Raw genomic sequence first — 22,089 nt, 5'->3', positions numbered from 1 at the left:
ATGACAGGTGTTTTGGCAACTCATAAGGAAGAAAGGCTTTGCTTTTTTCAATGCCAAAAGCAAAGCCCTTCTTCCTCCTTATAAAATCCGAACACCTTGTCATTCAGAACGTAATGCAATGAAGTGAAGAATCTTTTTTGATATGGAACTTCATTTGGACAGTTTTGATTTTTAACTATTAACTGTTAAATATTAACTTTTAACTATCAAACGAAATTTCCTATTTTTGCAAACCCCAAAATAAATGAACAAGTTTTATGAAATTCAAATATATCCTACTGATTTTTCTTTCTAGCGTCCTTTTTCAACATTTAAATGCTCAAACTAAGTCAAAATATCCACAAGATTATTTTCGTTCACCTGTAGAAGGTAGAATTTATCTTTCTGGAACATTTGGGGAATTACGCTCCAATCACTTTCATGGCGGAATAGACATTAAAACTGGAGGAGTAGAAGGAAAGAATATTTACGCAGCAGCTGATGGCTGGGTAAGTCGTATTAAAATTTCGCCTTGGGGTTATGGAAATGCTGTTTATATCGATCATCCAAACGGATACACCACCGTTTATGGTCACCTGAAAGAACTCAAAGGAGATGCTGCCAAATACGTTGAACAGCAACAATACAAAAACCAAAGTTTTAGTGTAGACTTATATGTAAAAGCTGGGCAATTTCCAGTTAAAAAAGGAGACATTATTGCCTTAAGTGGAAATACAGGTGGTTCTGGAGGACCTCATCTTCATTTTGAAATTCGTGAAACGGCCAATCAAGAAATCATCAACCCATTACTTTTCGGATTCAAAGTTAAAGACTTCATTACCCCTACCATAAGTTCGATAAGAATATACCCAGCAGAAGAACAGGCTAAAATCGAGGGAAAACAAAATGCTCAAACTTTCACTCTAAAAGGTTGGGGAAGTGATTATTTACTGAAAGAAAAGGATACCTTAGAAATTGCTGGAGACTTTTATCTAGGTATCAACACCATTGACAAACAAAATGATACTCAAAATAAAAATGGAGTTTATGAGATAGAAATTTTCGTGGATTCTAATCTCGTATATTCACACAATGTGGAAAGACTAAATTTTGCTAGCACCAGATATATCAACACACTCATTGATTTTGATTTCTATAAAAAGAAAGGAAGGAGTTATCAAAGAACTTATCAGAGCCCCAATAACAAACTTCCTATTTATAACAAGATTGTAAATAAGGGGGTTTTCTCTTTTAACGATAATCAATACCATCAGATAAAATACATTGTAAAAGACATACATGACAATAAAGCCATCCTCAATTTCACCGTTTTTTCAAAGACTATTGAGAATAATGAGTCATTAAGTAGTGGCAATTTATACTACCCTTTGGGTGAAAATAATTATGAGGACGAAAATATAAAGGTCTATTTCCCGAGTAGAAGTTTATATGATACTTTGAGCTTTAGCTCCTCCATTGAAGAAAGCGACAAATCGATCAATGGAAAGAAATATCATATTGGTAAAGTAGGTGCTGGTTTACAAGAGCATATTCACGTGAAGTTGAAGAATATTGAAATCGAAGAGGACCTAAAAAATAATATTTATATTGGTGAATATTATAAAAAAAGTATCAGCGCTTATTCTTCTTCATGGGAAAACACATATGACTTGAGTTTTAAAACCAGAGATTTTGGCGAATACCTCATTTTAGTTGACACCATTGCGCCCTCTATAAAAGTGAGAACAAAATTAGAAAATAACAAAACACCCAAAAGCCTTTCTTTTACTATTACAGATCAAGAAAGTGGAATTTCTGATTATAATGCTTGGTTCAACGGTTCCTGGATTTTAATGAGTTATGATCCAAAAAAATCTCGCTTGACTTGCCAACTGAATAATATTCAAGAAAAAAATGTCTTCAAAATCATTATCAATGATGGCGTAGGTAATATTTCTGAAAAAATACTTCATTTTTAGTTTCATACCCACCCTTTTGTTAAGTAAAACCACTGCGCTTAGTCATTGAATCATTCCATTTGCACATTTTTCTCCAACATTTAATAATCGTTTAATATTAGTTCTAAAAGAGCACTTATATTTGCATAAGAAATATTAGTGAATAATATTTCTTTGGTTAATTATGGTTTGTGTTTGAGGTGCGACTGGTTATCGCACCTTTTTTTTATACTTTCACTTTTCTAAATCCAATCAAAAGTCCCTTTTATACCAATATCATAAAGGCATATCGTTTAATTTCAATAACAAAAACCAAGCATCATTTTAACAAGGAATTTTCATAGAAAATTACTATTTTTGCAGCCCTAAAATTCCAAAAGAATATGTTTGAAGGATTAAATGATAGACTAGAACGTTCGTTCAAAATACTTAAAGGCCAAGGCAAAATCTCTGAGATTAATGTGGCCGAGACTATTAAAGAAATCAGAAAAGCCTTATTAGAGGCCGATGTGAGCTATAAAATCGCTAAAACTTTTACTGCTAATGTAAAGGATAAAGCCTTAGGACTTGATGTTCTAAATGCCGTATCTCCTAAGCAATTAATGGTAAAAATAGTACACGATGAGTTGGCCGAATTAATGGGCGGTACTGCAACAGAACTAAATATAGATAATAATCCTGCTGTAATTTTAATGGCCGGACTTCAAGGCTCTGGTAAAACAACACATACTGCTAAATTAGCTCATTACCTTAAAACCAAAAAAGGAAAGAAACCTTTAATGGTGGCATGTGATGTTTATCGTCCTGCTGCGATTGAGCAATTAAAAGTACTTGGTGGCGAAATTGGAGTTGATGTTTATACTGAAGAAGACAATAAAAACCCCGTAGATATTGCGCGTAACGCGGTAAAACGAGCGCACGAGAGTAGCTATAATGTGGTTCTTGTGGATACTGCTGGTCGTTTGGCTATAGATGAGCAAATGATGAAGGAAATTTCCGAAATCAAAAAAGCCATTAAACCTCACGATACTTTGTTTGTGGTAGATTCCATGACTGGTCAAGATGCTGTAAACACCGCCAAAGCCTTTAACGATCAATTAAACTTTGATGGGGTTATCCTTACCAAATTAGATGGTGATACTCGTGGTGGTGCTGCGCTAACTATCCGTTCGGTAGTTACTAAGCCCATCAAGTTTGTGGGTATTGGAGAAAAAATGGACGCTCTTGATGTATTCCATCCTAGCCGAATGGCCGATAGGATTTTAGGTATGGGTGATATTGTTTCTCTTGTAGAAAGAGCCCAAGAGCAATTTGATGAAGAAGAAGCTAAAAAACTTCAAAAGAAAATTGCTAAAAATCAATTCAATTTCAATGATTTCTTGAATCAAATCAAGCAAATTAAGAAAATGGGTAATGTAAAAGACTTGATGGGTATGATTCCAGGTATGGGAAAAGCCTTAAAGAATGTAGATATTGACGATGATGCTTTCAAAGGCATAGAAGCTATTATATATTCCATGACCCCTGCAGAAAGAGAGAATCCAAAAATCATAGATGGAAGTCGCAGAAGAAGGATTGCATTGGGAGCAGGTACAGAAGTGAGAGAAGTAAATCAACTTCTTAAACAATTTGCCGAAACCAGCAAAATGATGAAAATGATGAGCGGTGGTGGTGGCAAAAACATGATGAATATGATGAATAAAATGAGAAGAAGATAATCATGAGCAAGTTAATCGACGGAAAAGTCACCTCTAAGAAAATTAAAGATAAAATAGCTGCTCAGGTAGCTAAAATGATTGATAACGATGAGAAAGCTCCTCATTTAGCAGCCGTTTTAGTGGGTGCAGATCCAGCAAGCGAGTTTTATGTAAAAAGTAAGGAAAAAGCTTGTCGTTCGGTTGGTATCACTTCTTCACTTTATAAATATTCTGAGAAAACTACTGAAGCTGAGCTGATCGAAATCATCGACTTTTTGAATAATGATCCTGATGTGGATGGATTTATTGTTCAACTTCCGCTTCCAGATCATATTGACGTGGATAGAGTCATCAACAAAATAGATCCCTCAAAAGATGTAGATGGTTTTCATCCTATCAATATTGGCAAAATGGTGACTGGTGCACCAACTTATCTACCTGCTACTCCCTATGGTATCATGATGATGATTGAAGAATATAAAATCGAAACATCTGGTAAAAATGTAGTTGTTTTAGGTAGATCTAATATCGTAGGAACTCCTATTTCTATCATGTTAAGTAGAAAAAGTAATCCTGGCGATGCCACTGTTACCCTATGCCATAGCAGAACCAAAAACCTGAAAGAAATAACTGCCCAAGCGGATATCATTATTGCCGCTATTGGCCAACCAGAATTCTTAACAGAGGATATGGTAAAAAAAGATGCCGTAATTATTGATGTTGGGATTCACAGAAAAAATGACAATTCAGAAAAAGGATATAAAATAGTGGGGGATGTGAAATTTGATGAGGTGAGCAAAAAAGCAAGCCTAATTACTCCTGTTCCTGGTGGTGTTGGTCTCATGACCATTGCTGCACTTTTAGAAAACACTCTTAAAGCTTCTAAGAAAGAAGTTTACAGATAGTTTTTACTTCCTGTTCTTATCATAAATCCCACACTTATGAAGAATCTTCTTTTGATTATTGCGTTTATCTTCCCAATAAGTTATTCTTGGGCTCAATTAGGTTGTACGGATCCCAATGCCAATAATTATAACTCCATGGCGCAAGAAAATGATGGATCGTGTTTATATGATCCTGTGCTCATGGAGCCAGAAATAATCATCGAAGAATTGGCTTCGGAAGTATCAGAAACCAGCGGATTAATTTGGTTCAGAAATGCTCCCTGGACCCATAATGACTCTGGAGGAGAACCTGCTATTTATCGTTTAGATGAATCTACGGGTGAAGTCACGCAAAAAATATTGCTCAGAGGAGCTATTAATTTCGATTATGAAGATATCACTCAGGATGAAAATTTTATTTATATTGGTGATTTTGGAAATAACTATGGCACCAGAGACGATCTTACCATCTATAAAATTTTAAAATCAGAAATCCCTGAGGAGGGTAATACTGAAGTTAATACTGAAAAAATTACATTTGCCTATCAAGATCAGATCAACTTTAATAAGCAAAACAGAAGCAATAATTACGATTGTGAATCAGTAGCTCCAATGGGTAACTTTCTCTATATTTTTACAAAAAACTGGGTAAACCAACAAACCAGTTGCTATAAAATCCCTAAACAAGCTGGTCACTATTTACTAGAAATCCACGACCAGTTTAATGTGAGAGGATTATTAACAGGTGCCGACTATTTTGAAGAGGAAAATATTTTGGCCCTCGTAGGTTATGAGAATTTCGTTCCTTTTGTTTGGGTGATTTGGGACTTTAAGAATGATGAGTTTTTTGGTGGAAACAAGAAACGAGTGGACTTTGCTCATATACAAGGAGCTCAAACAGAATCTATTTGCTTTAAAGATAAAGACCATTTATTAATGACTTGTGAGGATTCATTTATTCCTCCACGACTTTATCAACTCGACTTAATACAAATCATAAACGCATCTCGTATAAACTCACCATTATTTAAACCCTTTGAAATCATCCTAAAGCCCAATCCTTCAGAAGGAAAAGTTATAGTCAGTATCAAAGGATTAAAGAAACCTAATTTCGATGTGGAAATCTATAATTTAAGCTGGCAGAAAGTAAGCCAATTTAGTTTCGTAGAAAACCAATTTCAAAAAGGAGTCAGTGTTAAAATTAATACTTCTGAGTTGGGACAAGGGATTTTCTTTGTCCGAGTGAAAGAAGGAAAAAACATTGGTTTCCAAAAACTAATGATTACAGAATAATGACAAAAGAACAAGAGGATATATTGTTAGATGAGGGAAAAATGCTTCCATTAATGGAAGAATTTTATACCATACAAGGAGAGGGAGCCAATACAGGACAAGCCGCTTACTTTATCAGAATTGGAGGTTGTGACGTGGGCTGTAAATGGTGTGATGTGAAAGAGAGTTGGAATCGAAAGATGCATCCTCCTACCCTTACTGATGATATTGTAAAAAATGCTGCTGCTCAGCCCGCAAAGGCAGTTGTGGTTACTGGTGGTGAACCGTTAATGAACAACTTGGACTACCTATGTGCAGAATTGAAAAAAAATAATGTGACACGCTATTTAGAAAGTAGTGGCGCTCACCCCTATTCTGGTGAATGGGAATGGATATGCGTTTCACCAAAGAAAAAATCACCACCGGTGGAGTCTGTTTACTCCAGAGCCAGTGAATTAAAAGTAGTTATTGAAACCGAAGAAGACTTTGCTTGGGCCGAAGCCAATGCTAAACTCGTAAACTCAGATTGCCTTTTATTCCTTCAACCAGAATGGAGTAAAGCAGATCAAATGATGCATGCGATAACAGAATATGTAATGAAGAATCCTCAATGGAATATCTCTATTCAAAGCCACAAATACATGAAAATTCCATAATCCGATGTAAATACCTAGCAAACAACATATTGCTATACATTAAAAAATAGGTAATAAGCTACTGAATTTCGGTATTTTATTACCTATTTCTTTTGAAATTAGGATAGGACTTAGTACTTTTGGCCAACAAATTTCTTTAAGTTATATCTTTATTCCTAATCGTTGGTTTTTATGTCATTTAGAGTTGTAAAACTGTTCAAGAAAAAGAAATAATCACAAGGCTTTTAGGAGTTTAGAAAATTCATTTTACAGTAATTATGGGAAATTTAAAATTTTTGTTAATTTTTTTCCTATTTTCACAGAAGAAAAACAAAATCAAATTATAACATATGTCAGATAATAATTCAAACCCCAAATCAAGGAGAGATTTCCTGAAAATCGGCTCTTTAATTGGGATTGGTGCGGTGGCAGCCGGAGCAGCGGGATATGCTGGCTTTGCCGCTCAAGATGGTAAAGAAGGACATGGTGGCGAAGCTGAGTCTGCTTTATCGGATTCCGAAAAAAAGATTAAAGTGCTGACTGAAGATGGTCAGTTGGCAGAAATTAAAGCCAGTGAACTAAGTCCTGTTCAAAAGGATCAATATACATCAGCTTTACAAGAACAAGGTCGCGAAGGAATCCCAGGTAAGCATTGGGTGATGGTGATAGACTTAGCTCGTTGTAGAAACGTAAGAGCATGTATGGCTTCTTGCCAAAATGCACACCATTTGCGTGAAGAGCAACATCACATCAATGTATTGCGTATGCAAGAATCGGAGCATACAGAGCCATATTTCATGCCCAAGCCTTGTTTCCATTGTGACAACCCTCCATGCACTAAGGTTTGTCCTGTTGATGCTACTTTTAAACGCCAAGATGGAATTGTTTTAATTGATAATGAAAGATGTATAGGTTGCCGTTTCTGTATAGCAGCTTGTCCTTATTCTGCAAGGGTTTTCAACTGGTTTGAGCCTAAGAATCACGAAGAGGATGAAGATTTGCTTTATAATGTCGAGCTTAATGTTCCACAAAAAAAAGGAACTATTTCAAAATGTTTATTTAGTGCCGACCGCTTAAGAGAAGGAAAACTTCCTTATTGTGTTTCCGCATGTCCCAATGGAGTTTATTATTTTGGTGATTTAAATGAGGATGCTGTTACCAATGGTACCTCAGGAGAAACCACTCGTTTTAGCGAATTGATTCGTAAAAATGCAGGATATACGCTACTCCCAGAATTAGGAACTAAACCAAACGTGTATTATTTACCACCAAAAAACAGAATGTTTCCATTCGAATATAATGGTAAAACCACTTTGGAAGACGAACATCACGTTTAAAAAATCATTTGAAAAATCAATAAAAAAATAAAAGATATGTCTGAATCTTTATCAAAAGAACAAGCCAAGAATTTGGTTGATAAGTATGCTGAAGATGCTATCAGACCCATGAAGAACCATAAGGGATTTTTACCTTGGATGGGATTCTTGGGATTGGTAATGGTGGTCTTTGGCTATGCCTATTATATTCAGCTTACTGAAGGATTAGGTGTAACAGCCATGCGCGATTATGTGAGTTGGGGATTGTACATTTCCAATTTTGTATTCTTTGTTGCTGTGAGTTTGGTTGGAATGCTAGTGAGTGCAGTTTTAGGATTAGCAGGGCAAAAATGGGTAAAGCCTATCACTAGAGTTTCCGAAATTATTGCTTTAGGATTTGTAATGGTAGCCGGTTTGGTTATTATCACAGATATGGGTCGTCCGGATAGGTTTTTAAATCTATTCCTTCACGGAAGACTACAATCTCCTATTGTTTGGGATGTTACAGTAATTACAACTTATGTAGCTATTAGCACCCTCCTCTTTATTTTACCTTTAATTCCTGATTTAGCTTTTATCAAAAAGAAAATGAAGGATATGCCTGTTTGGCAATATCAATTGTATAATATCCTTAGTTTAGGTTGGATTGGTACTCCAGAGCAATATAAAATTCTTCATAAGAGTATTAGAATGCTAAGTATCATCATCATACCAGTAGCTATGGCTATTCATACGGTAACATCTTGGCTATTTGCATCTACTTTGCGAATTGGCTGGGACACTACTGTTTTTGGTCCTTATTTCGTAGCTGGAGCTTTTGTAGCAGGAACAGCAGCCGTCATTATTGTGATGTATATTCTTCGTTCTAATTACAAACTTCAAGACTATTTTACGGATCATCATTTTGATATGATGGGTAGATTATTAGTATTGGTTTCTTTATTGTATGCTTATTTCAATATTAATGAATTCTTAGTTCCTGCTTATAAAATGAAGACTGGTGAAGCCGTTCATTTGCATACTCTTTTCCAAGGAGCCTATGCTGGCTTATTTTGGGTGGTTCAAATCATTGGAATGGGATTACCCATTTTCTTTATGATATTTAAACATTGGAGAAAGCCAAATAACTTAACATTTATTGCAGTCATTGTTCTTATTGGAGCATTTCTAAAAAGAATTATCATTGTTGTTCCTACTTTACTTCATCCACATTTGCCTATCCAAAATGTGCCTGATGAATTCCATAAATACATGCCTACTTGGATTGAAGTGGCAGTTACAGCTGGAGCTTTTGCAATGGCTCTAATGATCATTACCATTCTTCTTAAGATTTTCCCTGTCATTCCAATGTGGGAATTAGCCGAAGAAAAAGGAATTACTGAAGAATTTGAAAAATATGATTAGTGCTATGAAGACAAAAACGATAACAATAAATATTTTGGCTGTTTTAGTCCTAATGATGCCATTTAGCTTAATGGCTCAAAGCGATTGGAAAGTAAGCGATGCCAAGCGAAAAGACAGCAATCCAATTGCTTATTCTGACAAAAGCGTTAAAGCTGGGAAAGTAGTATTTTTAGCTAATTGTAAATCTTGCCACGGCGATGTGGGTAAAAACAATGGTTTGCCATTGATTCCTAAACCTACTGATTTTGGTGAACAAGCTTTCCATGATGCCAATACTGAAGGTAGCATTTTCCATAAAATAACTGATGGTCGTGCTACAATGCCAGCCTATGGTGCTATTCTTTCTGAGCAACAAAGAGGTGATGTGGTCAATTATATCCGCTCTTTTGATGCTAACTTTAAGCCTACAGCAAGTGCTCAAGTAGTTGAAACTCCAAAATCTAATGATACAGAAGTAGGTGCTCCATATTTCCTTGAAGTAAAAGTAGACGAGGCCAATAGCGAAGTAAGCGCCATTTTAATGGGTACCTTCAATGGCGCAAAAGCTCCAGTCGTCGATGCTGAAATCTTCATAGGAATCAAGCGTTATTTCAATAATCTTCCGATTATGGAAGCTGGTGCTATAACCAATGAGGAGGGTGTTATTAAAGCTATTTATCCTGCCGATTTACCAAGTGGTGAAAAAGGTATAGGAGAACTAGTAGTCTATGTAGTAGACCAAGAAAAATTTGGTGAATTAAATCAATCTGCTGAATTAAAACTTATTGCTACTCATCCAAGTCACTTTAGTGAAACTCGTGCCCTATGGGCCAATCGAGGAAATTTCCCAATTTGGTTATTGGTCACCTATCTTTCTATGGTTTTAATTGCATGGGGAGTTATGGGAAAAGTAGTTATGAATCTATTTAAAATAAAGAAAATCGGAAACTAAAATTTCTGTTCTGACAATAGATAAAACCGAGTCGATTTATTGACTCGGTTTTTATATTTTTGCTATACAAAACATTTAAAATGAAACATCACATAATTTATATTCTTCTACTCCTATGCCTAATTTTACCATTACTCTCTTATGCACAAAGCGACACCTTAATCACTAAGGACCAAACTAGATTATATGGCGAGATAAAGCAAATGGAGCGCGGAGTCTTAATATTTAAAACCAGCTATAGCGAAAAGGATTTCCAAATAGAATGGCTGGAGATTAGCCAAGTTATTTCTACTAGAAATTTTAGAGTCACCTTAAATTCTGGCGAACGACTATTTGGTAAAATACAAAAAGACACCACCAATCATAGTATTAGAATTACGGACTATGTGAATGGAATGATAAGCACAGAAATCGAGGATGTTGTTTATTTAAAACAAGTAGACGATGGAAAAATATTTGATATCATGAACCTGTCATTGGATTTTGGATACTCCTTCACCAAAACCAATAATCTACATCAGTTGAACAGTAATATTCATGCTGACTATTATAGAATTAAATGGGGTATTGCTAGTAGCTTTAACGTGATTCGAAATGTTCAAGATAATGCACCAAGTACGAAAAGAACAACAGGTATGTTAGACTTCAAATACTTCATGAAAAACGATTTCTTTTCTTCTGCAATAGCCAATTATTATAGTAATACTGAACAACAGCTTGATCTGAGAAGCACCTATAATTTAAGCATTGGTCAATATCTTATTCATACGAATAAAGTTTATTTCAACTATTCATTTGGTATCGCATATACGCTAGAGAACTTTGTTGATAATCCAGATAACCCTGCTGATTTAAATAGTATAGAAGGAACCTTGAAATTAGAATATAACATGTTTGATATGGGGGATTTAAGCATGTTTACCAACATTACTGTTTATCCAAGTTTTTCAGAAAGAGGACGAGTAAGAATGATCAGCAAGGTCAGTGCCAAATACGAATTACCTCGAGACTTTTATATCAGAGGAACTTTTGATTATAATATAGACAATAAACCTATTTCAGATGCTACTCCAGAAGACTATGTTTATACTGTTGGCCTAGGTTGGGAATTATAAAGAATACTTAGAGTTGGTGCTCAATTTACTCGTTTCACCCTCTTGCTTTTCCAATTTTATTTTGAAACCATCTACCTGATCTATTCTTTGAGTTCCATCCACATGAACCTCCTCCGCTTGCCATTTATGCTTAGCTAACTTTCTAGCTTTAGGTTCATTTTCAGCAATAACAAATACCAAATTGTGATCTTCCATTAAATGATTTGCTCTTAATTTCCCGCCTAATAATATGGCGTATAAATGCTTTTCCATGATGTTAATTTTAGTCAATTAGTAATGCTAAATTAAATATTCCTAATAAATATCTTTTATAAAAAAGGTGTATAAAAAAAGCCTGAGAATTTCTCAAGCTTCATATTATTAATCGTATTCTCGTATTATGCTTTTTCTTCAGGAGAAAGGAATTTATAAACCAATCCAGCCAATAGGGCTCCTATGATAGGCGCAAGCCAAAATAGCCATAGTTGATCTATAGCCCAATCGCCTACAAAAATAGCTTGACTAGTTGAACGTGCAGGGTTTACGGAAGTATTAGTAACCGGAATACTGATCAAGTGAATCAATGTTAAACCCAAGCCAATAGCGAGTCCCGCTAAATATTTAGGTGCTTTAGAATGTGTAGCTCCTAAAATGATAATCAAGAACATAAAGGTCATTACAATTTCAGTAATTAAAGCTGATGCCATTGAAAATCCACCTGGAGAATGCTCACCATATCCATTTGCGGCAAAGCCACCTAACTCAAAACCAGGTTTTCCACTCACAATTAAATAGAGTATTCCAGCACCTGCGATCCCACCTAAAACTTGAGCTGCAATATAAGGTAATAATTCTTTCTTATCGAATCGTCCTCCGGCCCATAAACCAATAGAAACTGCAGGATTCAAATGACATCCTGAAATATGACCAATCGCGTAAGCCATTGTCACTACCGTAAGTCCAAAAGCTAGTGCAACACCAGCAAAACCAATTCCTAATTCAGGAAAACCTGCTGCCAATACAGCGCTTCCACAACCACCAAGAACCAACCAAAGGGTTCCTATAAATTCTGCTACTAATTTTTTCATAAAAATTATTTTAGATGAATAACATTGATTTAAAGAATCCAAATATAAGAGAATTATTAGAACATTAAAAACCAACCTTACAATACACACTGGATAAAAGCATACTTTTATTTTGTCCGCGCATTATCACGAACTGAAGCACAGAGAGCTCACTGATAGTAATTAACACGGATGATAAACCATGGATAACAAAGCTAACCATGGTTTATAATAAAAATTTGTGGAAATTAACGGAATCCGTAGATGGATTTTCTCTTTATTAAAGTACATGTCATTTTTATGCTTAAACCTAAAGAGTATGTTAACCTAGAACAATACAAACCTCTAGAATACTAATTATCTGAAAATATAGTACTATTCGAGGTCGAATAAAAGCAAAAAATACACAAGCAATTGAAGCATAGAATATGCTTATAGATACCTCAAATTAATCGACAAACTAAAGAATTAATTCTTAAAATGGCTATGAGGAAGCTCTTCTCCACAATGAGGGCAATGATAAGTATTGTAATTTGCAGGTCTTTTTCTCTCTTGAACTTTACTAATAAAACCAGCACTTACAATACCAGTAGGAAGGGCAACTATCCCAATACCCATTAAAGCAATTACTCCACTAATCACCTTCCCCATGGCAGTTATAGGGTACACGTCACCATACCCAACAGTTGTCAATGTACTTATGGCCCACCAAAACGATTCTAAAACATTTGGAAATAGTTCTGGTTGCTTTTCGCCCTCCACATAATACATTAGAAAAGAAGCCACAAGAAGGGTTAAAAAGGTAACAAAACCTGTAACGCCAAGTTCTGATTTCTTTTCTTTAATCACATCCCAGATCAGTTTAAAAGAATGATCGTATCTATTTATTTTGAGGATTCTTAAAAATCGCATTAGCCTTAAAGTCCGTAAAAATCTCAAATCAATTTTGAAAATCAAGGGAAGGTAAAATGGTAAAATGGATAATAAGTCAATGAGTCCGTAGGGAGAGAATATGAATTTAAGAGCCGATTTTAGTCTACTATTTGAAGGATACATTAAATCAGAAACATAAAGCCTCAATAAATATTCTATGGTAAATACAACTATAGAGAAAAGGTTAAAAGCCCTTAGATAATTCCCGTATTCCATGTTTACTTCAGAAATCGATTCTAGAACTATAGATATGACACTCAATATTATCAGTGACATGATAAAATAATCGAAAAACAAATTAAGACGCTTTCCATGGGCGCCTTTTTCAAGAATTTTATAAAGCTTATGTTTCATAAATAGGAATTTTTTGTATTTCCAATAGCTCCAACGAATATAGAAGTTATAACCGTTTATTTTATTTCAGGAATATTCAATTTATTAACCAACTTAACAACTTATCATTTAATAAAAATAGCGGCTGATTACAAGTTCATTAACAAAACAATGAAAGCAAATTTTCTATAAAAACCCTAATATTGTAAAAACGTATTTTATGAATGAGAAAAAAATCATCAGCTATGGCTATACCTGGATGAGATATCTTTTCATCCCTTTCATATTGGTATTTATATTTGGAATTCTTGTTGGAGATTTTAAAGATGGCTGGACCTTTGTTCTTCTCTTCAGTTCTATTGGCTTTTTTCTATTATTTAAGAGAGCGAGAAAACTAAAACACGATGATGAGTATTTTTTTATTATTCATGATAAAAAGGAAAAAGCCATTCACTTCACTAATATCATCAGCATAAAAAAGAGTAGATCAAAAGTTAACGGTAGTAGATATTGGATTTTAAAATACAAAAACGAAGAAGAAAAAGTAAAATCTTGCTGGTTTTTCTCTTCTTTTGATGGCGAATTTCATCGAAGTGTAAGAACTATCAATCCGGACGTAGTAATATGGGAACATCCATTTTTCAATCACTAAGACCTAATACTCAGACACTCGCAAATAAGTGATATCTTCCACACCTCGTAAGGTATAAAATGCATTTACCTCTTGGCCATTGGCTTTCACCATCATTTCATCTACATAATATTCAAACTCAAAAACCTCACCTGATTTATCGGTGATGCTTATACTTCCAGGCAAATCACTTATGGTAGGACTTTCAGCTCCACTCAAAACTCCATTTACTTTTTTCCAATTATCACTCACCTCTGGAGCATAGTCTCCCATTAAGGATTTGCCTTGAAAATGCATATCTATCAGGCGATTCTCTAATTCACTTGTATAATAGAAACTAGCATATTTACCAATAAGCAGATCTATAGATTTTGGATCAATATTGGCATATTCCATGTTTAGATTAAAATCCATTTGAAATTCTCGCTCTGGAAATTCAATGGTTACTATAAACATGGGGTAAATTCCATCTTCAATATTTGAGATGATACCAAATTCTCTAATCTCGTCATCTGTTGGTTCTCGTTCTCCTATATCTTCAATAAATATACTCTCTTCAATAACTTCTACTTCTATATTTTCTGAGGATGCCAATTCAGTAGAATCCTCTACTACATCTTGTTGGGCTTGCAGATTTGAATTTCCACAAGAGTTTAAAAAGAGTAAAATGGTGAAAAGCGTGAAAATATTTAATAGTGATCTCATATGACTTTAGTTTTGGTTTCAATAGCGTCCGAATAATTATTAAGATTCCTCGCTATGCATCGGAATGACAGGTATTTTGGCAACTCATAAGGAAGAAGGGCTTTGCTTTTTTCAATGCCAAAAGCAAAGCCCTTCTTCCTTCCTGTCAAATCCTAACACCCTGTCATTCTGAACGTAATGAAATGAGGTGAAGAATCTTTTTTAATATAGAACTTCTTTTGGACAGTATTGTTTTGGTTTGTATTTTAACTGTGTGCAAGTTAAACTATTTTGAAATGCCCTGATTGTTAGTTTTTTGTAAAAAAAGCCCAAGAAAAAAATCTTGGGCTCAGGTCAATCACCTTCTGTGTTTAAAGGTGTCAATTTAAATACTTACGGTATTTGTCTTTAAAACTCATCGTGCTCTGTACGACGAATAATTTCATCTTGTAATTCCTCGGTTAGCTCAATAAAATAGTCGCTATAACCTGCTACCCGAACAATTAAATCGCGATTGGCTTCTGGGTCTTTTTTCGCTTTACGAAGGGTTTCAGCAGTCACCACATTAAATTGAATATGATGCCCATCCATTTTAAAATAGGTCCTCACCAAGTTTTTTACTTGTTCTATTCCCAAATCATTATCTAAGAAAGCTGGAGTAAATTTCTGATTCAATAAAGTTCCACCTGTTCTTAAATGATCAATTTTAGAGGCTGACTTAATCACCGAAGTGGGCCCATTTCTATCTGCTCCTTGGAATGGAGAAATGCCTTCAGATAATGGCTTATTGGCTTTTCGTCCATCGGGTAACGCTCCTATCACACTTCCAAAGTACACATGAGAAGTGGTTGGCAAGAGGTTGATTCTATATTTCGCACCTCTTGGTGATGGCCTTCCATCTATGGCTCCATGGAATACCTCAAATACCTCGCGCATAATATCATCGGCACGGTCATCATCATTTCCGTATTTAGGCGTTTCATTAATTAGCTTGTTCCTAAATTCTTCTGCTTCTTCAAAATCGCTTTTCAATACGGCTAAAAAGTCACCCATTGTTAAAGTTGAATCCTCAAAAACATGATGCTTGATGGCACTCAAAGAATCTGTAATACTAGCCATTCCAACACCTTGAACATAACTGGTATTATATCTGGCTCCTCCAGCATTATAATCCATTCCATTGGCAATACAATCATCGATAAAAACCGATAAAAATGGAGCTGGCATATGCTTTGCCCACATGATTTCTATGATGTTATTTCCTTTAATCTTTAAATCTGCAAAATAATTGACTTGGGTTTTCCATGCTTCCATTAAAGCTTCAAAGCTTTTGAATTCTGCAGCATTCCCAGTTTGTGGGCCTAATTGCTGCTTTGTTCTTGGGTCAAAACCATTATTTAAGGTTAGTTCTAAAATCTTGGCCAAGTTGAAATAGCCTGTCAACATATAGGCTTCGGTTCCAAATGCTCCAGTTTCCACACAACCACTGGCACCGCCATTTCTGGCATCCACTATACTTTTACCTTGGTTCATGAGTTCTTGAATAATAGCATCGGTATTAAAAATACTGGGCTGTCCAAAACCTGTTTTCACCACTTTTAATGCTCGCTTGATAAAACGATCCGGATTTTTCTTGCTCAACTGAACCATAGAACTAGGTTGTAAGATTCGCATCTCTTCAATAATATCGAGTATGATATAACTCATATCATTTACAGCATCGCTCCCATCAGCTTTAACTCCTCCCACATTAATTAAAGCAAAATCAGTAAAAGTATTGCTCTCTTTTGCCGTAATTCCAGTTTTTGGTGGTGATGGATGGTTATTGAACTTCACCCAAAAAGCTTGGAGGAGCTCACGCATTTCAGCATCCGTATAATCGTTTTGGTCTAGTGCTTTCTGATAAAATGGCATCAGATGTTGGTCGAGTCGACCTGGGTTAAAGGAGTCCCAAGGGTTTAGCTCCGTTATCACTCCTTGGTGCACATACCAATAATACTGCAATGCCTCCCAAATGTCATTAGGCTTGTTTTCTGGCACATTGGAGCTCACACTTATCATCTTGTCCAACTCTTGCTGACGTTTCTCGTCTTGCTCAGCTTCTCGTAAAACCCTTAACTTGTCCACATGTCTTTGCGCAAAAACAGAAACCGCGTCCAAGCTTAGCTTCATAGCTTTAAGCTCCTCTAATCGCTCCACTGCACGAGGATCATTATAATAATCAACTCCCTCTATTTCTTTTTCTATTCTTGCTCTAATATCCTTAAACCCTTGACGATAGATAACATCACCTAGAACGGTATGTCCTGGAGCTCTTTGCTCTAGAAACTCAGTATAAATGCCCGCATAATAAGCATCTACCCATTCTTGTGGAAGCACAGAAAAGATTCTATCTCTTTGGCTTCTACCAGTCCAAAATGGAATTAAATCTTTTCTGAAAACCTCTTTGGTTTCATCGCTCACCTTAAAACTTACCTTTGGTCTTTCATCCACAATTTCTAAATCTTGAATGGAATGAATACAAACCTCAGGATAAGTGGGTGTTTGCTGTGGCGCTGGACCACGCTCACCAACTATCATTTCACCATCTCCAATATAAATGGTTTTATTGGACATCAAATAATGAAAAGCCTTGGCTCTGAGCATAGGAACAGACAATCCTTTGGCTTCTTTACTTTGGTAAAATTCGGTCATCAACACGCCTCTTTCTTCCGAAATGGAGGGACGAGTGCTTAAACTTAAATCTCTTAATTTTTTAATTCTATCTGTTATCATCTATGTGTTTTTTCTTTTTTTAAAATGCTTATTTTTAACCAATCAGGACTTCAAAACCACCAATTTCAAAATAATCCTTCACCAAATCAACTCTAGCATTACTTGGTTCTTCAATTCCAGCCATCCTATTTTTCATTCCCAGCTTCTCATATTTTCCCGATGCTATTTTATGATAGGGCAAAAGATGGATTCTTTTGATAGCGGTATTTCTTTGAAGATATTGCATCATTTCAATTAAATTCTTTTCCTCATCATTCAAGCCTGGCATCATGGGAAACCGGATATGCACTTCTTTGCCACTTTCCACTAAATAATTGAGGTTTCTAAGAATGGGCTTATTACTAACACCAGTAAATTCAAAATGAGCTTTCTCGTTCATGTGCTTCAAATCGAATAAAATCAAATCCATTAAGTCTGCTGATTCTTGAAACTTTTTCTCGGCTGCATATCCTGTGGTGTCTAATGTTAAATGCAATTCTTTAGATTTAAATAAAGCAGCTGTTTCATTTAAGAACTTGGCTTGTATCATGGGTTCGCCACCTGTAAAAGTCACCCCTCCACCAGATTCATCAAAGAAAGCGCTGTCCTTTTCAACCTCCACTAGAAGTTGTTCTGCTGTGGTTTCCCAACCTAATGTTGAACTTCCTTTGAATTCAAAGTCTAATTTCTGAACTCCTGTAGCGCAGCTCTCTGGATTATGACACCACCAACAAGTCAAAGGGCATCCTTTGAAAAATATACTGGTTCTAATTCCAGGGCCATCGTGAATGGCAAAACGCTTGATATCAAAAACAATACCTCGCATGATCAAATAAATTTAATGATTAATGAAATGATACCATTTTCAAAAGGTTTTTAGTGACCTCTGTAGTGGTATGATGCCGATATTGAATTAAAAATATTTGAGAAAAATCGTAAAGTTCACACTTCATTCAATTCATCGTCGGCATGAAATACTGGAAAGAATGGATTGATCAAAAAATCCAGCACTCAAACAGATGCTGATGGCTATCACCCAAAAGTTGAGTTGCAATATATATATTAGCGTTTTTATTCATTTCAGTTTCAAAAATACGATAATTTCTTTTTCATTAGCAAATTGAATGTTTAAAGAATTACAATACTGTTCTTTTTCAAAAAACACTCTAAATAATCAACAAAAAAGAGGCTTATAAAAAACTAATTTCGACAAAATAACCCTCCCAATAACCATCAAAATTTCACAATTGATTTTATCTGTAATTGCTCTAACTTTGCGCCATGATTTATCCGAATAACTTCGAAACAAAAATAGGCTTCAATAAAATCCGACAAATGCTCTTGGACAACTGTGTGAGTAGCATGGGTGTGGAATGGGTGGACAAACTAAAATTCAGTTCCAATCATAAAAACATTGAGCTCTGGTTAATACAGGTTGAGGAAATGAAAGACCTTTTACTAACTGAAACCTCCTTCCCTACTTATGATTATTTTGACCTACGTCAAGCGCTTGAGGGTATTAGACAAAAAGGAAGTCATATTCCACAAGAAGATTTATTCGATTTGTATACTGCTCTAAAAGTGATGCATAAAATCATCATGATGCTGGATGATAGAGGCGACAAGAATATTGAGATTAGAAAGATTGCTGAACATTTAGAAACAGATATCTCCCTATTAAGAAGAATAGATCAGATTATTGATGATAAGGGTGATATTAAAGACCATGCTTCTGAGGAGCTCTTCGGAATTAGAAAAAAGTTAAGAAGCTTGCAGCGCAATAATGACAGTATTATTAAAGACAGTTTAAAGCTGGCTATTAGCAAGGGCTGGACAAGTCCTGATACAGAGCCAGCCATCAGAAACGGGAGAATGGTGATTCCTTTGGCAGCTTCACATAAGCGTAGAATCCAAGGTTTTATGCATGGTGAATCTGCTACCGGACAAACCGTTTTTGTGGAACCTGCTCAACTTTTCGAGATTAATAATGAGATTAAGGAATTAGAAGCTGCTGAAAAGAGAGCCATCATCAAAATCTTAACTGAAATCGCAGATTTACTGCGCCCAGATATTGAATACTTAAAAAATGCTTTTGTTCAGCTCGGACTCATCGACTTTATCATCTCAAAGGCTCGATTGGCCATTGATTTACATGCCATTAAACCTGATTTACAGGCAAGACCAAAAGTGGACTGGCATGGTGCTCGTCATCCCCTCCTCTACCTTTCGCATCGTGCTCAAAATAAGATGGTGGTTCCTCTAGATATCTCCTTAAGTGACTATAGAAGAATCCTCATCATTTCCGGACCTAATGCTGGTGGCAAATCCGTAAGCTTAAAAACGGTAGGACTAATTCAATATATGCTACAATGTGGTTTACTCATTCCTGTTAAATCGACTTCCATTGCCGGAATATTTAGGCATTTCTTTATTGATATTGGAGACGAACAATCCATTGAAAATGATTTAAGTACCTATAGCTCTCATTTGCTCAATATGAAATATTTTCTTCAGAAAGCTGATGGAAAAACCATATTCCTTATTGATGAATTTGGTAGCGGAACAGAACCCAATTTAGGAGGTGCTATTGCTGAGGCCATTCTAGAAGAACTCAATAATAAAAAATGCTTTGGTGTAATTACTACTCACTTTGCCAATTTGAAATTATTACCCTCCCCAGACAATGGAATGGCTAATGCTGCCATGCTTTTCAACACCAAAGAACTCGAACCTTTATATCAATTGAAGATAGGTCGTCCTGGGAGCTCGTTTACCGTTGAAATTGCCAAGAAGATTGGATTTCCAGAGCGGGTTCTTAAAAAAATAGAATCAAAAGCTGATAGAAAACAATTGGACTTTGAAGAACAATTGCAGCAATTAGATGTGGAGAAAAAGGAACTGGATCAGAAGAAGAAACATGTGGATCTATCTGATGATTTGCTTTCTGAAACCATAGAAAAATATCAAAGCCTTTATGCTCGTTTGCAAAGTGAAAAGAATACTATACTTCATGAAGCTGAAGCCAAAGCTGCTAAGATTTTAGATTCCAGTAATAAATTAATAGAACAAACTATTAAGGAAATAAAAGAAAATCAGGCTGACAAAAGTAAGACTTTAAAAGCAAGGCGAATATTAGAAGAGGAAAAGAGAAAACTAGAGAAAGAACATTTTGACAAATCTAAGTCCTCAAAAAAACCTATTGTCAATATTCACCAAAGGGCTGCCGATGAACTAAAGGAACATACAAAACCTAAAGTAAAAAAAGAAGTTAAGATAGAGCTCAAAAAAGGTCAAAATGTGATCGTTAAAGGTCAGAAAAGAGCTGGAATTCTAAAGGAGATAAAAGGCAAAAAGGCGGTGGTGATATTTGATAATATCAGCATGAGCATTGACTTAAAAAACCTAGAAGGCATTAGCAAGACCAGAGCTCGTGATATGGATAGAAAGGTAACAAGTAATTATAGCAAAATTGCTACTGAACTACATGATAAAGCGGCTAACTTTCAACTCAAACTCGACCTTAGAGGAGAAAGAGTGGAGGATGCTATTCATAAAGTACAGCATTTTATTGACGAAGCCATCCTCTTGAGAATCTATGAAGTACAAATACTACATGGAAAAGGCACAGGAGCCCTAAGACAAGTGATACGAGAATATTTGAGTGGTATCCCAGAAGTAGCCAACTATCAGGATGAACATGTGGAACGAGGTGGCCATGGTATTACTATTGCTACTTTAAGCTATTAGCTATTGGCTGTTCACTATTTGCCTATAGCCAAAAACCTCCATCCCAAAAGAAATGAAGGTTTAGTTTTTAATTTTTATTGAGGTTTTATCCCTTTATCCAATTGATAATTTCTTCATCATCAGGTGATGTTTTTGTAGAAATCACTTTTTCTAATTGACCATCAGCACTAATTAAGTATTTCTGAAAATTCCATTTCACTTTAGAATCCTCAAATCCATTGAGTTCTTTTGATGTTAACCATTTATAAACATCAGATTGGTCATCACCTTTTACAGATATTTTACTCATCATAGGGAAGGTAACTCCATAATTAACTGAGCAAAAAGTTTTGATTTCTTCGTTGGTTCCTGGTTCTTGTTTCATGAAGTTATTGGCTGGAAAGCCAATGATTACGAAATCATCTCCACCGTATTCAGTATAAACTTGCTGTAATTGCTCGTACTGCTTGGTATAACCACATTTACTAGCCACGTTAACCACCATTACCTTTTTTCCTTTTAACTGCTCTAGAGCAAATGGTTCTCCATTAATATCTTCCACAGTATATGAGTAGAATGAGGATTGGGCATTTATAGCTGTGACCAACAAAATACTTATAAATATTAGACTGTATTTTTTCATTGTTTTTTTTGTTTAAATTATTTTAAACAAAGTTAAACATAAAGAGCAATAGTTTATAGATTTATTTGTTAGAAAATAGTTAAGGAAGAATCGTTCTAGAAATCGTGAAGGATGATAGCCTTGGAGATTTACATAGAGCATAATTGAA

General features: G+C 35.4%; 18 protein-coding genes. 11 read left to right on the top strand and 7 right to left on the bottom strand.

The window, feature by feature from the left end:
- The first annotated feature begins 257 nt into the window (after nt 1-257).
- From HNS40_RS02435 to HNS40_RS02395, 9 genes are all read left to right on the top strand, one after another.
- The gene (locus HNS40_RS02435; RefSeq protein ID WP_172277120.1) at nt 258-1,958 is read left to right on the top strand and encodes a M23 family metallopeptidase; all 1,701 of its coding nucleotides are present in this window, start codon (nt 258-260) and stop codon (nt 1,956-1,958) included.
- A gap of 362 nt (nt 1,959-2,320) precedes the next feature.
- Complete coding sequence (ffh, locus tag HNS40_RS02430; RefSeq protein ID WP_172277117.1) at nt 2,321-3,655, top strand: signal recognition particle protein; 1,335 nt, start codon at nt 2,321-2,323, stop codon at nt 3,653-3,655.
- 2 nt (nt 3,656-3,657) lie between these two features.
- Nucleotides 3,658-4,539 (top strand): bifunctional methylenetetrahydrofolate dehydrogenase/methenyltetrahydrofolate cyclohydrolase FolD, encoded by an 882-nt coding sequence (gene folD, locus HNS40_RS02425; RefSeq protein ID WP_172277114.1) that lies wholly within the window; start codon nt 3,658-3,660, stop codon nt 4,537-4,539.
- Nucleotides 4,540-4,575: 36 nt separating this feature from the next.
- The gene (locus tag HNS40_RS02420) at nt 4,576-5,811 is read left to right on the top strand and encodes a T9SS type A sorting domain-containing protein (RefSeq protein ID WP_172277111.1); all 1,236 of its coding nucleotides are present in this window, start codon (nt 4,576-4,578) and stop codon (nt 5,809-5,811) included.
- Entirely contained in the window at nt 5,811-6,446 is a 636-nt protein-coding gene (locus tag HNS40_RS02415; RefSeq protein WP_172277108.1) for a 7-carboxy-7-deazaguanine synthase QueE, read from the top strand. Before HNS40_RS02420 ends, HNS40_RS02415 begins: the two co-directional genes overlap by 1 nt.
- A 329-nt stretch (nt 6,447-6,775) precedes the next feature.
- A complete protein-coding gene (locus tag HNS40_RS02410) occupies nt 6,776-7,762 on the top strand; it encodes a 4Fe-4S dicluster domain-containing protein (protein WP_172277105.1) in 987 nt (328 codons plus the stop codon).
- Between the two features lie 36 nt (nt 7,763-7,798).
- Entirely contained in the window at nt 7,799-9,145 is a 1,347-nt protein-coding gene (gene nrfD, locus HNS40_RS02405) for an NrfD/PsrC family molybdoenzyme membrane anchor subunit (protein WP_172277102.1), read from the top strand.
- Nucleotides 9,146-9,149: 4 nt separating this feature from the next.
- Nucleotides 9,150-10,076, top strand: coding sequence for a cytochrome c (locus HNS40_RS02400; protein ID WP_172277099.1), 927 nt, complete (start codon nt 9,150-9,152; stop codon nt 10,074-10,076).
- An 80-nt stretch (nt 10,077-10,156) separates the two neighbouring features.
- Nucleotides 10,157-11,191, top strand: coding sequence for a DUF481 domain-containing protein (locus tag HNS40_RS02395; protein WP_172277096.1), 1,035 nt, complete (start codon nt 10,157-10,159; stop codon nt 11,189-11,191).
- Here HNS40_RS02395 and HNS40_RS02390 read toward each other — a convergent pair.
- From HNS40_RS02390 to HNS40_RS02380, 3 genes are all read right to left on the bottom strand, one after another.
- Nucleotides 11,186-11,443, bottom strand: coding sequence for a DUF1543 domain-containing protein (locus HNS40_RS02390; RefSeq protein WP_172277093.1), 258 nt, complete (start codon nt 11,441-11,443; stop codon nt 11,186-11,188). The two genes, HNS40_RS02395 and HNS40_RS02390, sit on opposite strands and share 6 nt — an antisense overlap.
- 125 nt (nt 11,444-11,568) lie before the next feature.
- Nucleotides 11,569-12,264: an aquaporin Z gene (gene aqpZ, locus HNS40_RS02385; protein ID WP_371742908.1), complete on the bottom strand. Its 696-nt coding sequence runs from the start codon at nt 12,262-12,264 to the stop codon at nt 11,569-11,571.
- A 441-nt stretch (nt 12,265-12,705) separates the two neighbouring features.
- Nucleotides 12,706-13,524, bottom strand: a complete 819-nt coding sequence (locus HNS40_RS02380) for an ion transporter (protein WP_172277087.1) — start codon at nt 13,522-13,524, stop codon at nt 12,706-12,708.
- A 160-nt stretch (nt 13,525-13,684) separates the two neighbouring features.
- Here HNS40_RS02380 and HNS40_RS02375 point away from each other — a divergent pair, with 160 nt between their 5' ends.
- Entirely contained in the window at nt 13,685-14,155 is a 471-nt protein-coding gene (locus tag HNS40_RS02375) for an accessory gene regulator B family protein (RefSeq protein ID WP_371742907.1), read from the top strand.
- 3 nt (nt 14,156-14,158) lie between these two features.
- On the opposite strand, the gene HNS40_RS02370 is transcribed toward HNS40_RS02375, so the two are convergent.
- The 3 genes from HNS40_RS02370 to HNS40_RS02360 all read right to left on the bottom strand — a co-directional run bounded on the left by HNS40_RS02370 (nt 14,159) and on the right by HNS40_RS02360 (nt 18,398).
- A complete protein-coding gene (locus HNS40_RS02370; protein WP_172277081.1) occupies nt 14,159-14,839 on the bottom strand; it encodes a hypothetical protein in 681 nt (226 codons plus the stop codon).
- A gap of 387 nt (nt 14,840-15,226) precedes the next feature.
- Entirely contained in the window at nt 15,227-17,593 is a 2,367-nt protein-coding gene (gene hypD / locus HNS40_RS02365) for a trans-4-hydroxy-L-proline dehydratase (RefSeq protein WP_216663649.1), read from the bottom strand.
- Between the two features lie 34 nt (nt 17,594-17,627).
- The gene (locus tag HNS40_RS02360) at nt 17,628-18,398 is read right to left on the bottom strand and encodes a glycyl-radical enzyme activating protein (protein ID WP_172277078.1); all 771 of its coding nucleotides are present in this window, start codon (nt 18,396-18,398) and stop codon (nt 17,628-17,630) included.
- 455 nt (nt 18,399-18,853) lie between these two features.
- Between HNS40_RS02360 and HNS40_RS02355 the strand changes: the two genes are divergently transcribed.
- A complete protein-coding gene (locus HNS40_RS02355; RefSeq protein WP_172277075.1) occupies nt 18,854-21,319 on the top strand; it encodes an endonuclease MutS2 in 2,466 nt (821 codons plus the stop codon).
- Nucleotides 21,320-21,404: 85 nt separating this feature from the next.
- Here HNS40_RS02355 and HNS40_RS02350 read toward each other — a convergent pair whose 3' ends face one another.
- Nucleotides 21,405-21,941, bottom strand: a complete 537-nt coding sequence (locus HNS40_RS02350) for a glutathione peroxidase (RefSeq protein WP_172277072.1) — start codon at nt 21,939-21,941, stop codon at nt 21,405-21,407.
- Nucleotides 21,942-22,089: the final 148 nt, after the last annotated feature.

This window comes from Lentimicrobium sp. S6 (assembly GCF_013166635.1).
In the GTDB taxonomy this organism is placed as follows: Bacteria; Bacteroidota; Bacteroidia; order Bacteroidales; family UBA12170; genus UBA12170.
This window is presented reverse-complemented; position numbering and strand designations above follow the sequence as displayed.